Source organism: Thermoanaerobaculia bacterium (assembly GCA_035593605.1).
In the GTDB taxonomy this organism is placed as follows: Bacteria; Acidobacteriota; Thermoanaerobaculia; order UBA2201; family DAOSWS01; genus DAOSWS01.
In genome coordinates this window covers 15,943-28,867 of record DAOSWS010000012.1, presented here as the reverse complement: position 1 = coordinate 28,867, position 12,925 = coordinate 15,943, and the positions used below count along the sequence as shown (strand labels likewise).

Sequence of the window (12,925 nt, the reverse complement as noted above, 5' to 3'; positions counted from 1 at the left end):
GGCAGATACCGTAGGCTGAAAGGGGTGCGAGTCCGCAGGGCGAAATTCCGACTCCCGTTCATTCTTTCTTCCCTTTTCGCTCTGTCTCTCTATTCCGCCGGTCCCTGCGCAAGCTTTGTCAGATCCGACCTGACCTATGTGGATGTCACTCTGGAGCAGTCGGTGTTTGATGGAGAGGGTCCCTTTCCCCTGACCTTTCATGTGACGCCAAGGATCACCACCGACCTTTATATTTGCGCTATGCGGTTTTCTTCAGACTACACGTTTGTTACCCGTGTGGAAAGTGAACAGGGATCTGCCTACACTCGTAATCCTCTTCCATTACTGGCCTGGGGATTTTCCGGAGAGGCCACCTTCTATAATCCCGAATTTGATGTTCCTGTCCATATAAACGAAGGCTACACAATTACTTTTTACCTGAAACCCCTCGATCCATACCAGGAATTGCAGACCCGCATTTCGTTCGATCTTGATCTGAGGTTTACACCAACCTGCTCCGGGAGTGATGTTAACTATTTTGAACAATTTCGTGACGTGGTCACCTTTACCCATCCATCGGAGAGTTGCCTCGAACTCTCAATTACACCCGATTTTCATTTCTGGAATCACCAGGAAGAGGGAACGATCCGCTATTCCGCGATCAACCACTGTGATCGTGTGATCGGATCCAGCGAGATAGATGGTCTGGGAATGATCGTTTATACGGGCTGGTATACGTTGATCCAGGAAGTGGAGGCTACCAACGCGGATCACTGGGAGGAAAATGCATACTGTTCCCTTACGGCCTACTTTGATTCCCTCCAGCCGGAGGAAGAAGCCTGGATTACTCTCCGGGTCTATTCTTCAAGAGGCGGACCGTCCGATCAGGCGGGCCATACCTTCCCAATGATTCGATGGTATGAAAACCGATCGCTTTACGACGGGTTGAGCGGAAGGCAAAGCCGCAACACGGCGACCTATGTCTGCAATCAGGATGATGGTGGTCCATCGTCAGTTAAAACAATGACTCTGGATTTTTCCGCGGGGGAGAATCCATGAGATTCGTCAGGGTAGTTTTCCTGATCCTTTTTTGTTCAGCATTTCTTATGGCTCAACACGACCGCCCGTTCTGCAAGGCCTCCGGTCCGCTTCGGATCTGCATCGAAGGATCTTCAGACGTTACAATGGGTGAGGAGGCCACCTACATCCTGTCTTTTACAAATGTTTCTTATCGAACGTTGTCCGAGGAGAACTGGGAAGGGCGGATATGGTCTCCCAGATCCATTCTTGAACGGTATGATCCAGATCACTTTCATCCTTTGAACGATAGATTTAATGATTTGGGAGATGATATTGCCTGGTACGTGCACGATTACGCTCTGGGACCACTGGGACATGGGGAGAGCACCCATGTGCAGTTAAAGCTGAAGGCCGCGCATAGGGAGGACTATGATTTTGAAGCCATCCCTCACATGGATACGATTTCGATTTCCTGCTACGGACCCAATCCCAGATTTGTCCGCTTTCCGAATCCCCAGCTGGTTCGTATGCAGTATCCCATTCTATTTTCTCCTGAACTTCAAAGCTCCGATATCGTTCAAACCATCCGCGGACCCAATAAGGTGGATCAGGGCCAGCAGGTGACCTATCTATTTTCCATCGAAAACTGCACAGAATATGATTTTTCCCATTCTTCGTCAAACCAGGCTCAATGGCAAATTTTTATTCCCGAGATCTTTGTTGATCAAGAACTGATCGATTCCACCGTCGGTTTGTATTTGGAACAGACCATTCAAACCTCCTGGCCCCTTACGAATTATATAAGATACACGTTCTATCCTCATTACTTCATCCCCGGGGTTACAGAATTCGTCACATTCCGATTTACGATTCCAGAAAGCAATTTCTATTATTACACTGAGGAATTCGCCCTCTTTACTCAATTTGTTAACGAGAATACATCCTCCAGCGACGGCGTCCCTTTCCTTCACCTCTTCAGCGGCTTCAGCCCGCTTGTAATTTCGTCCGGAATACCGTAAGACATTACAGTTCGAAAAGCTCTGCTCTTGCATTAAATCGTATTCCCATTTCATTGACTTCACAGGGACAGCCCCCTATACTTCGCCCATGGCCTACAGGAAGAGTCCCGGGAAATTTCTTCCCCATATCCCCGTTCTGCTTACCGGGACATTAATCTTTTTCTTTGGCCTTCTTGACTTTCCCTTCTCCTATATCCTTCGTTCTCTCCGCCACGGCCATTCCTTCCTCGCAGCCTGGACGTTTCAAACGTCCTCCATGACTCTCCTCGACACTCTGAAATTGGCCATCCTTCTTGTGATCTTCCACTCGGTCCTGATGTTGCTTCTCTCCAGGTATCGGGAGAAGGCCGATTCTAAAATCGGGTTTTTCCTTCTTTCCCTGGGTTGCGCGGCGCTTCATACCCTCTTCTTTGCCGCTCTGGCCTGGAAGTATATCCTTCACGGAGGCAGGTTATCCTTTACCTGGATTCTCTATCTCATCCCCGCGATAATGCTCGTGAGTACACTTGCCTGCACAGCCACAAGGGCCGGAACGAGGACAAGAACTGCAGGGTACTTTATCCTGGGGCCCGTATGTGCCTGGCTGATCCTTGTTGGTTTTGCCTGGCTTGTTTCCAGCCGTGTCACACCTTCGTACAATGTGGTCTTCCTGGTTCCCGATGCCCTCCGCTATGACCATGCTGAAACCCTGGACCGATTTCTCGTGGGGGAGGAAGGATTCCTCCGGTACCCGAAATGTTACGTGGCTTCTTCCTGGACCCGGCCTTCCGTGATTTCCCTCCTTTCGGGTGTGTACCCCCACGAACATGGTGCCGATCGAACCCAGAGCCTCCCATATCCCGACGTTGTCACTCTTCAGGAGATCCTTCGAAACAGAGGCTATGCCACCTGGTGTTTTACGGCCAATCCCCTCATCGAAACCTTTCTCTCTGAGACCACCGAGACGACAATCTATCGCCAGAATGCCCCTGCCGGGGAGATGGTCAAATCAGCCCTGATCAAACTGGATCGAGTTGAACAGCCTTTCTTTTTCTATCTTCATTTCATGGAACCCCATACGCCCTATACTTATTCGGATCCCGGATGTAAAAGACTCCTTGGTCCCTATCCCGATGCTCGCCTGAGACAGATCGATCACCTTTCGAAGAAAGAGGCAGGGCCGGTTATCGACTGCATGCGGAAGGCCTACAGGGAAGAGTCCGAACGTGTCAACCATGCGGTCGTCGAGATGGTGGCGGCCTTAAAGGAACGCAATATCCTGGACAATACGATCGTCCTTGTGATGAGCGATCACGGGCAGGAACTATGGGATCACGGCCATTTCGACCATGGCCATGCCATGTGGGAGGAAGTGATCCATGTGCCCTGCTTCCTCCATATTCCATCGGACAGGCGGAATCTATTTCCTGACACGTTAGATTTTTCACCCCGTTCCTCCATTGACATCCTTCCCACGATCCTGGAATTGACCGGAATTCAATCCACTCAACCCTTTCCCGGACTTTCTCTTTTGACTCCTTCTCCCGCGAACCGGTTTCTCTTCGTCGAGAGCGGACTTTACGGTCAGGAAATCCAGGCTGTCATAGGAAAAGAGATGAAGTACATTTTCTATACCGATGAGATTTTCAGCAATTTTCCCTATGACAGAAAGGAGCCTCACCCCTTTCTGAATCATGCTCCCGAGCTTTTTTTCCTTGACCAGGATCCCCTTGAAAAGGTTAACCAGGCTGTCAGCGCTCCGGAAATCACGGATCGAATGGAGAAGGAGCGAATTAGATTTCTTCACACCTCGATCTATCGACCGGGAGAAAAGGATACAACCCTCTCGCAGGAGGAGATACAGAAGCTGAAGTCAATCGGTTACATTCAATGAAGAATTTTTTACGATGATACGGCGTTATCCCGGGGTGATCTTGATACCCTGCGAATGGATGAACAGGAGGAACCTATGAAATGGTTACGGTGGATTCTTATCCTTGTGGGTGTGGGCGCCTGGGGCCCGGTGATCTACCTTCGTCATATAAAGCATGTTGACCTTTCTTTTCTCCAGGTTCTTCCCTTTCTGGTTCTCCATGTCTCCTGCATGATCACCCTGTTGGTTCTTCGCATACGGTCAAAGAAAAAACGTACCTGATCCGGACAGCTCATTCCGAAAAGAGACGGGAAAGCGTTTTAAGGACCTTCAGGCCGAAATTTATGTGCTTCTTCTTCACATCGTGCGAGATATGAAGTCAGATCGGCACCCCTCTCCAGGAGAGTTCGAAGTTCCGGGGAACCGGTGAGCAGGTCCAGGGCCGGGATCTCCGCAATAAATTCGTAAGGGTCCTTTCGCCAGACTGCGAGATCAGGCGCCTGCCTGAAACAGGCCTCCAGGACACGAACACCCGTTGGAAAACTGGTAAACCTATCAGGATCGGTGACCATCAGATGGACACCATGGCATAGCTCTCCGGCCCACTTCTGAAATTGAGGCCGGAAGGAATAGGGAGAAAAGGAAACCCCCGGAAGATCCAGTTCATTCAGGGTCCGAGAGAGGCGTATTCCATCGAGAAAGGGGGCCCCGACGACATGAAAGGGCAGACTTGTTCCCCGGCCTTCGGATAGGTTGGTGGCTTCCAGGAGGCACATGCCCGGATAAAGCAGGGCTGTGGTCCGGGTCGGCATGTTGGGGGAGGGGGGGACCCAGGGGAGAATGTTCCTTTCGGAGACAGGGAGTGCTGTAAGGTTTGCAGACAGGCCTTCCCGCGTCAGTTCAAAACGGATCAGCTCTCCCAATGTCATACCGTGACGAATGGGAACGTGGAAGGCTCCGACAAAGGACTCGAATCCCTCTCTCAGGATTGGACCTTCCCTCTTTTCATTTCCGAGGAGATTCGGACGGTCCAGAAGGATTACGGGAAGGTCAAGCTCCGCCGCAACCCGAATGGAGTACAGTGCCGTCACAGCGTAGGTGTAATAGCGGGTTCCGATATCCACCAGGTCAATCACGAGAGCGTCCATATCCCGTAGATATTCCTCTTTCGGCGAGAGGCTTGCCCGATGATTTCCGTAGAGAGATTGTGTCGGCAGGCCGACATCGGAAGAAACGACGGGTTCATGGTCCTGGGCTATGGCGTAGAATCCATGTTCAGGAGTCAAGAGTATTGATGGCTTGAATCCCTTCTCCACAAGGTGAGATAAGGAGTGCTTCCCGTCAACCCAAACAGCGGCCTGGTGGGAGAGAAGTGCAAAAGAATGGATGGACGGTCTGTTCTGCATCAGACAGGAAACTAGGGGATGGTCAGTCACGATGTTCACCTCCCGTAAAAGCGACAGCGGCCGCCAGGCCCGATACGGCCAGACCGATCCAGAGGTTCCATGCAGCTGCCGTAATCCCTCCGGCGGCCATGCCCGGGATCACTAGTGTCGTTCTCGAAGCCCTTCGGGCAAAGGCAATCCCGAAGAGAACGGGCAGGATGAAAGCACCGCTGAAAAAGGCATAGGAAAGAGTAAAGAGTCCCAGAAGAGAGCCGGAACAGAGGAAGAGAGCTACGCCAGCTGTCCCAAGAAGACCGGTCACTATTCGGCTTGTCCAGGTTTGAAAGGACAGATGCAGGAGATCGTGTTGAAAAAAGGTCGTAGCCGACATGAGAACGGTGTCCATGGAGGAAAGCAGAGCGGACACCGCCGCAAGAAGAACGAGAACCGCGACACCTGCCGGAAGCCCCTTCAGCCATGTCTGAAATGCATGTTCCGCGGGGATCCCATGAAATGCGGCCACCATCAGACACGCCCAGATGAGCTTTCCCGCAGCAGCCATCACGCATCCCCAACGTGCCGCCGCAATATCCCTGGCGGAGAGAATTCGTGAAAAGATATCCGATCCGGCCATGTGCGCCAGAAAGGCGAGAGCAAAGAGGGAGGTCATACCGGAAAAGGCTACCGGGGACGGATGGAACGGTGCCGGTCGAGAAACCAACAGCACGGCCGTCAGGATTCCTCCAAAGATCAGTCCGGATTGGAGCAAATCGGTCCCGAAGACGGCCCATTGGCCTCCCGCGGAAGTGTAGATGACCACGGCAAGAACGGCGACATAGAGCAGCCAGGATGGCTGGACAGCCTCCGAAAGAGCCCGGACCAGCAGGGCAAACCAGAGGATCTCCGCCACGGCGAGGAGGCCGGCACCCCAGCGGCGTACACCCGGTCCATAAAATTGTCCCAGAACTCCCGCCATGGAATAGGCATTCGTTCGACGGACGCGGGGGACCAGAAACAAACCGAGAACCAGGAGCCCGGCAGCACCTCCAATTTCCAGAACTGCACCGGATGGCCCGTGAGAGGAAATGAGATCGGCGGTTACAAAGAGAGAGGATCCGCCAATACTGGTCGCCAGCAGGCTTGCCCCGACAAGGAGCGGGCCCATGGTTCGTGAAGCGACATAAAAATCCTCATCTTTCTTCGAGCGTGTTCCGAGAAGAGTTCCCAGGATAAGAAGAAAAACCAGATACGCGATCAGGATTCCTGTCACCGATGGTCCCGGCGCTGTCGGATCTTGATGTGTGTCATGGTCTCTTCCTGGTGGACATCCAGAACTGTACCCCGACGCATACAATCACGAATGGATTCCTGATCTTCGATCGGGTAGGCATAGATAATTTCAACAAAATATTTCATAAGTCTCTGCTGAATTTCATCCAGCAGGTGACCCAGCCCTTCGCCCGTCCGGGCGGAAACGGCCAGGACGGAGTCCGATGCACGTGGTTGCGCCAGGCGGTCGATCTTGTTGTATACCTTGAGGATCGATTCGGGCTGCACCCCGAGATCGGCAAGAACCTCTCGAGCCACCGTTTCATGATCTTCGACGGCAGGATGGCTTATGTCGAGGAGAAGAAGAACAAGATCGCTTTCCAGAGCTTCTTCGAGGGTTGAACGAAAGGATGCTACAAGGTGGTGGGGAAGTTTTCGGATGAAGCCGACCGTATCGGAAAAGAGGACGGGGAAGTTCTGTCCGATAGTAACCCTGGAGATCTTTGAATCAAGTGTAGCGAAGAGTCGATCTTCAACTTTTTGTTCACCCCGGGTCAGCTGATTAAAGAGAGTCGATTTCCCGGCGTTAGTGTATCCGACGATGGAAACGCGAGGCAGCTGTTCCCTGCGGGCACGCTGGGTCTTTCGGGACAGGTTGATCTTATCCAGTTCTTTCTGAAGGTGCGAAATCCGTCGATTGATGATCCGACGGTCCGTTTCGAGCTGAGTTTCTCCAACCCCCCGGACCCCAATACCTCCTACCTGCCTTGAGAGGTGAGTCCACTGACGGGTGAGCCGGGGAAGCAGGTATCGATACTGGGCCAGTTCTACCTGCGTTTTGGCCTCCCGCGTCCTCGCATGGGAGGCGAAGATGTCCATGATCAGGGAAGAACGATCCAGGATCTTAATATCAATGATCTTCTCCAGGTTTCGAATTTGAGCCGGAGTAAGATCATCGTCGAAGACCACCGTCTGGACATTGTGCACCCCGGCCAGGTGAGTGATTTCTTCTGCCTTTCCCCGTCCAATAAAGGTGGCCGGGTCGGGCCGATCTCTCCGTTGTATCACGCGGGCGATGACTTCGGCCCCTGCCGTATCGATCAGATCTTCCAGCTCATCCAGATGCTCAGATACTTCATCTTCCTGACGATCAGGCAACAGGATCGCAACGGTAATACAGGTTTCCCTGGATTTCTGCACTTTCTCCATTCTCCCCGTACAATATAGAAAACCGGCGGGAAAGGCAAGATCCGCCGTGGGGGGCCTCTGACAACGGCCAGGGTGACCCGGCTCCCATTATTTGCTATGATACGCGCATGGATTTTGAGAAGGAACTGGACGATCTTCGAAAAAAGATTGACGAATTGAACTCTCTTCCCTCCACCGCCTCACGAAAGGAAGAGATCGCGAAATTTAAATCAAAGCTCACCCGGCAGACCCGGGCTGTTTTCGAAAAACTGACTCCCTGGCAGAAAACCTTGCTGGCCCGTCACCCCCAGCGTCCCTACACCCTGGACTATGTTGAACTTCTGATTGACGGTTTTCAGGAACTGCACGGGGATCGTCACTTCAGTGATGATCCTGCCCTGGTAACGGGACTGGGATTCCTCGGGCCCCATCGCGTGGCCATCATCGGCCATCAAAAGGGTCGAGATACCAAAGACAAGATCCGCCGAAATTTCGGTATGGCCCATCCGGAAGGCTATCGGAAAGCCTTGCGGATCATGAAACTGGCGGAGTCGTTCCAGATTCCCATCCTGACCCTGGTGGATACGCCTGGAGCCTATCCGGGTATCGGCGCGGAAGAGCGGGGGCAGGCGGAAGCCATTGCCGTCAATATTCTGGAAATGAGCCGCCTGAGGGTCCCCGTCATTGTCACGGTGACGGGGGAGGGAGGATCAGGCGGCGCGCTGGGCATTGCCGTGGGGGACCGGGTCTTCATGCTCGAACACAGTATCTATTCGGTTATATCACCGGAAGGGTGCGCTTCCATACTCTGGCGTGCCGCAGAACCTAAATTCGTGGAGGAGGCGGCCGCCAACCTTGGATTGACCGCGAAGCATCTTCTGGAGATGAAACTGATTGACGACATTCTTCCTGAGCCCCTTGGGGGCGCTCACCGGGACTGGCAGCAGATGGCTGCCACCATGAAGGAGCGATGGCTGGCGGAACTGGACACTCTCATGGCCATGGACATCGATACACTCCTTAAGGGCCGGTATGATAAATTCAGGGCCATGGGTGTCTACGCCGGCCGGTAGGCGCCGGCTGGTCATCCCGGAAGGGCCGCAGGATTTACCCGTTTTTGATTCCATTCTCCATTCGCGGGGTGTGACATCGGAGAACCGGGCGGCATTTCTTTCACCCGAATACAAGGATCTGACGCCCTGGAGTCTCTGGCCTGCCGCGGAAAATGTCGTCCGGCGCCTTTTCAAGGCCGTGGAACTGAAGGAAGCCATCCATATTCACTCGGATTACGATGTGGATGGGATCACTTCCCTTGTGATGATCAAGGCCGTTCTGGACTTACTCGGGGCACAGGTCACCTTCTCCCTGCCCCACCGGTTCGAAGAGGGCTATGGGCTCCACCCTTCTCATGTCGATGAAGCCGTCCACCATGGGGCCAGGCTCCTGCTGACCGCGGACAACGGAGCAACAGCCCATGAGTCGTTAGATATGGCAATTCAGAAGGGCCTTGATCCCATCGTGCTGGATCATCACCTGTGTGACGGAAAGACTATTCCGGGCGTGCTGATGTGCAACCCGGCTGTGGAGGCTCCCGAGCCGTTAAAACATCTGGCTGCGGCTGGAGTGGCCATGAAAGTCGCACAGGGACTGGCAGAAATGGGGAAACTGGCGATCAATCCTGACAGCTTCCTGCGTCTGGCGACCATGGGAACCCTCTGTGACCAGGTTCCTTTGCTGGGGGAGAATCGCACGATCACCTCCCTCGGCCTTAAGGCATTGAATTCACCCACCAATCTTTTCCTCACAGCCCTCTACAAAGTTTCGGGTGTTCGTCTTCCCATCTCAACCACAGACATAACTTTCCGCATCGGTCCGAGAATTAACGCGGCAGGAAGACTGGGAGATGCCAGGAGGGTTGTCGATTATTTTCTCTGTCGAGATTCTGAGGCAGCAAGGCATGCCGCCGAGGAGCTGGACCGTGAAAACCGTTTACGCCAGGGATTACAGGATCAGGTAACCCGGGAAGCTCTGGAACGGATAGCATCCGATGATCCTGTGGCGGTTCTCTATGACCCGGATTGGCACTATGGAGTCCTGGGCATTGCCGCCGCAAAAGTGGTTCAATCGACCGGCCGCCCGGCCATTCTTCTTACGAAAGAGGGAACCTCTCTGAAGGGCAGCGGACGCAGTATTCCAGGTGTGGATCTTCACGCTGCGATTCACCCCTTTTCCTCTTTTCTGCTGTCTTTCGGGGGCCACGCCATGGCCATCGGTCTATCTCTCGAAGAGAAAGACCTGGGTCCCTTTTCGCTGGCTCTTCAGGAATATCTGGCCCGAATTGGGACGGATGGGCTTTCTGCCATCGAAGTCGACGCCGTTCTCTCCATCGACGATCTGACTCCGGAACTCCTGGCTGACCTCCAGAAGCTTCAGCCCTGCGGCCCGGGAAACAGAGAACCCCTCTTTGCTTCCACGATGGTAACCCTCGATGCACCTGTTCAGCGATTCGGGAACGGCCATTTGCGTTCGAATCTTCGGGGACAGGTACGATCGATGCCCTTCATCTTCTGGAACGGGGAAGAATGCACTCCGCTTCCCGAATCGTGTTCCATCCTCTACCATGTCGATTTCTGGAACCATACACCCCGTGTATCCATGAAAGGGTATGTGACTCCGTGAACAGGCGACAGGAGAAAATAGGAAAAATTCTTTCCATGGCAGGTCTCCTCCTGTACGCCGGCCTTCTTCTGACACTTTTTAAGCCTCAGAGACTTGCGTTCAGTGAGCGCCGTGAGGAAATTCCAGCTTCGCTGCAGGAACGCATCATTCAGTTTACGGAGGGATTTCAGTATAAGGAATCCGAAGAGGGGAAAGTGGTCTTTTCTCTCTCTGCCGGCCGGGTCTTAGGATATGCAAAAAACACTTTTAATCTGCAGGATGTCTCGATTCGCTTTTACAGTGATCGCGCAGTTCTGGATCTGGCATGCCGAACCATGGATTTCGATGCCAATACCAGGGATTTTGGCATTCAGGGGAACATCACGCTGACCACAGAAGACGGTCTCACTCTCTGGACTGAAGAGATGGCCTACCGTCATCGTTCCCGATTCCTGATGGGTCTGCAAAATGTCCAGTTTTCCTACGGTGAAGAATACTGGGGATGGATGACCCGGCCAGTCGTTGACGTACGGAGGTCCTTACTCACTGTAGATGAAGGATTTTCCATGAACGGTTCGCAGGGGGATGTATTCCTTTCCGATGGATTTCAGGTCAATCTTAAGAGTAAAACCTTTACCTTTCCTGAAGGAGCAGTCGCGGTTATCGGCAATATTGTGGGGACCTTTGACTCCCTGGAAATTCGTGAGATTGAGGAGGAGAATGTCCTTTTTGGCGAATGCGGACACCTGACCATGCTGACATCAGATGCACCACAGACCGATATGACCGCACCGGTGATTCGAGCCCGTTTTCAAAAAAATGGACAGATGCCGATTGCCGTGAATCTATTGGAAGGGGGGGAGTGGACCCGGGGAAAAGATTACGCCCATTCCGAAGGTATGGTCCTTCGATACCGGGAAGGCCGTCCCGATACGCTGGAGCTTGTAGAACCTTTTGAATTTGACTATGCGGACAGCTTTCTTTCCGCGCTGAGCGGCACTGCTCGGCTGACACCCCGGGGAGATGTTGAGGAATTTACAGCATTTGGGAACATCATACTCTGCACCGAAAACACCCTGGTCCATTCCGAATACCTCCTGGCACGTCCCCTGGAAAACACCTTTACCTTTCGGGAAATGGTGGATCTGCGGAATGGGGCGCTCTATGCACAGGGAGGGAAAATGGTGTACAACCGTGACCGTGAGCAGGTCCAGATTCATGAACGCGTGCATGTGATGGAAGATACATCAGACCTGCATGTCACTTCCGACCACGCCATGATGATGATCGAACAGAAAACCTCGACCTTCACAGGTACGGTTCATGCCTGGACACCCGAATACGATCTTCGCTGTGAAACTCTTTTTAATCAGAACCGCTTTGTAGAGGCGAAGGAAAAAGTTGTCCTTCTGCGCTTCGGAGAGGGACAGGAGCGCCTTTCATGCGATTTTCTTCAAATGGATCAGGAACGCGGACGGATGAATGCCAATGGAAATATTCATATGGAACAGGAAAACATGGAAGCCGTTTCCGAGTACTTGACGGGTCGGGGAGAGAATGGGGCATGGAATGAGGTGACCCTGACAGGAGGGGTAGTCCTGAAGGATCTGGCCCAGGGAATTGAGGCGGAGGGGGATCGTGTAGATTTTATTGAAGGAGGGACGGAAACGGTCTTTATCGAAGGCTGTCCCGCCCGCGTTATCGATTCTCAGGGTAAAATGGTATCTGCGTCCACGATGGTCCTGGATCGGTCCACTGGGCAAATGTACCTGATCGGGGAGGGGAGGAGTACCAAACTGGAGGTAAAGGGTGAGCCCGTCACACAGACTCTCAATTAGGAACCTGTCCAAGCGTTACGGTTCACGCAGGGTCGTCAAGGGCATCGATATGGACCTTTTGAGTGGAGAGGTCGTCGGGCTTCTGGGACCCAACGGTGCCGGAAAGACGACTACGTTCCACATGATCGTTGGATTCGTCCCTCCGAACGGCGGAGAAGTCCATCTTGATGATTCGGACATCACTGACTCCACCATGTACATGCGCGCCAAGCACGGGATCGTGTATCTTCCCCAGGAGTCAAGTATTTTCCGCAGAATGACCGTAATGGATAATCTTCTCTGTGTGCTTGAGCAGCAGAAACGGCCCCCGAAAGAACAGATGGAGGTTGCCCGGGATCTTCTGAAGGAACTCGGAGTTCTTCATCTCGCTGACCAGAGAGCCGACCGGCTCAGCGGGGGAGAACGTCGCAGAGTGGAAATTGCCCGGGCTCTCACCCTGACCCCTTCCTTTCTCCTACTGGATGAACCCTTTGCCGGGGTTGATCCTCTGGCGGTTCTGGATGTTCAACGCGTCGTAAACCATTTAAAATCAGCGGGAATCGGGATTCTTATTACCGATCATAATGTACGGGAAACGTTGAAAATCACTGACCGGGCGTATATAATCAAAGATGGTGAGATATTCCGATCGGGCACACCCATGGAACTTTCCGATGACCCTCAGGTCCGCCAGGCCTACCTCGGGGAAACTTTCTCTCTCCACTGAGAATTTTCCGG

Annotated in this window: 11 protein-coding genes; 8 read left to right on the top strand and 3 right to left on the bottom strand. The window is 53.0% G+C overall.

What is annotated here, in order from left to right:
- Window positions 1-24: 24 nt before the first annotated feature.
- The 4 genes from PLD04_07520 (at window position 25) to PLD04_07505 (ending at window position 4,152) form a co-directional block, all read left to right on the top strand.
- Window positions 25-1,038 carry a hypothetical protein gene (locus PLD04_07520; GenBank protein ID HXK68181.1) on the top strand — a complete coding sequence of 338 codons (1,014 nt, stop codon included), beginning with the start codon at window positions 25-27 and terminating at the stop codon, window positions 1,036-1,038.
- Window positions 1,035-2,018, top strand: coding sequence for a hypothetical protein (locus PLD04_07515; GenBank protein ID HXK68180.1), 984 nt, complete (start codon window positions 1,035-1,037; stop codon window positions 2,016-2,018). The genes PLD04_07520 and PLD04_07515 overlap by 4 nt, the downstream gene beginning before the upstream one ends.
- Window positions 2,019-2,106: 88 nt before the next feature.
- Complete coding sequence (locus PLD04_07510) at window positions 2,107-3,891, top strand: sulfatase (GenBank protein HXK68179.1); 1,785 nt, start codon at window positions 2,107-2,109, stop codon at window positions 3,889-3,891.
- 75 nt (window positions 3,892-3,966) lie between these two features.
- Complete coding sequence (locus PLD04_07505) at window positions 3,967-4,152, top strand: hypothetical protein (protein ID HXK68178.1); 186 nt, start codon at window positions 3,967-3,969, stop codon at window positions 4,150-4,152.
- 38 nt (window positions 4,153-4,190) lie between these two features.
- Here the strand turns inward: PLD04_07505 and PLD04_07500 are convergent, their stop codons facing one another.
- The 3 genes from PLD04_07500 to hflX are packed head-to-tail and all read right to left on the bottom strand — an operon-like array spanning window position 4,191 to window position 7,733.
- On the bottom strand, window positions 4,191-5,306 hold the full coding sequence (locus tag PLD04_07500; GenBank protein HXK68177.1) for a DUF1343 domain-containing protein: 1,116 nt from the start codon (window positions 5,304-5,306) through the stop codon (window positions 4,191-4,193).
- Window positions 5,299-6,525, bottom strand: coding sequence for a hypothetical protein (locus tag PLD04_07495; GenBank protein ID HXK68176.1), 1,227 nt, complete (start codon window positions 6,523-6,525; stop codon window positions 5,299-5,301). The genes PLD04_07500 and PLD04_07495 overlap by 8 nt, the downstream gene beginning before the upstream one ends.
- The gene (hflX, locus tag PLD04_07490; GenBank protein HXK68175.1) at window positions 6,522-7,733 is read right to left on the bottom strand and encodes a GTPase HflX; all 1,212 of its coding nucleotides are present in this window, start codon (window positions 7,731-7,733) and stop codon (window positions 6,522-6,524) included. Before hflX ends, PLD04_07495 begins: the two co-directional genes overlap by 4 nt.
- Before the next feature lie 107 nt (window positions 7,734-7,840).
- On the opposite strand from hflX, the gene PLD04_07485 reads away from it, so the two are divergent.
- From PLD04_07485 to lptB, 4 genes are read left to right on the top strand one after another with little or no spacing between them, the layout of a single operon-like run.
- Window positions 7,841-8,785, top strand: coding sequence for an acetyl-CoA carboxylase carboxyltransferase subunit alpha (locus PLD04_07485; protein ID HXK68174.1), 945 nt, complete (start codon window positions 7,841-7,843; stop codon window positions 8,783-8,785).
- Entirely contained in the window at window positions 8,745-10,391 is a 1,647-nt protein-coding gene (gene recJ, locus PLD04_07480; protein HXK68173.1) for a single-stranded-DNA-specific exonuclease RecJ, read from the top strand. The genes PLD04_07485 and recJ overlap by 41 nt, the downstream gene beginning before the upstream one ends.
- Window positions 10,388-12,208, top strand: a complete 1,821-nt coding sequence (locus PLD04_07475) for a hypothetical protein (GenBank protein HXK68172.1) — start codon at window positions 10,388-10,390, stop codon at window positions 12,206-12,208. The genes recJ and PLD04_07475 overlap by 4 nt, the downstream gene beginning before the upstream one ends.
- Window positions 12,180-12,914 carry an LPS export ABC transporter ATP-binding protein gene (lptB, locus tag PLD04_07470; protein ID HXK68171.1) on the top strand — a complete coding sequence of 245 codons (735 nt, stop codon included), beginning with the start codon at window positions 12,180-12,182 and terminating at the stop codon, window positions 12,912-12,914. The genes PLD04_07475 and lptB overlap by 29 nt, the downstream gene beginning before the upstream one ends.
- Window positions 12,915-12,925: the final 11 nt, after the last annotated feature.

Coding starts and splice junctions, on each gene's coding strand:
- PLD04_07515 (HXK68180.1), top strand. CDS start 1,035: ATGAGATTCGTCAGGGTAGTTTTCCTGATCCTTTTTTGTTCAGCATTT.
- PLD04_07510 (HXK68179.1), top strand. CDS start 2,107: ATGGCCTACAGGAAGAGTCCCGGGAAATTTCTTCCCCATATCCCCGTT.
- hflX (HXK68175.1), bottom strand. CDS start 7,733: ATGGAGAAAGTGCAGAAATCCAGGGAAACCTGTATTACCGTTGCGATC.
- PLD04_07505 (HXK68178.1), top strand. CDS start 3,967: ATGAAATGGTTACGGTGGATTCTTATCCTTGTGGGTGTGGGCGCCTGG.
- recJ (HXK68173.1), top strand. CDS start 8,745: ATGATAAATTCAGGGCCATGGGTGTCTACGCCGGCCGGTAGGCGCCGG.
- PLD04_07485 (HXK68174.1), top strand. CDS start 7,841: ATGGATTTTGAGAAGGAACTGGACGATCTTCGAAAAAAGATTGACGAA.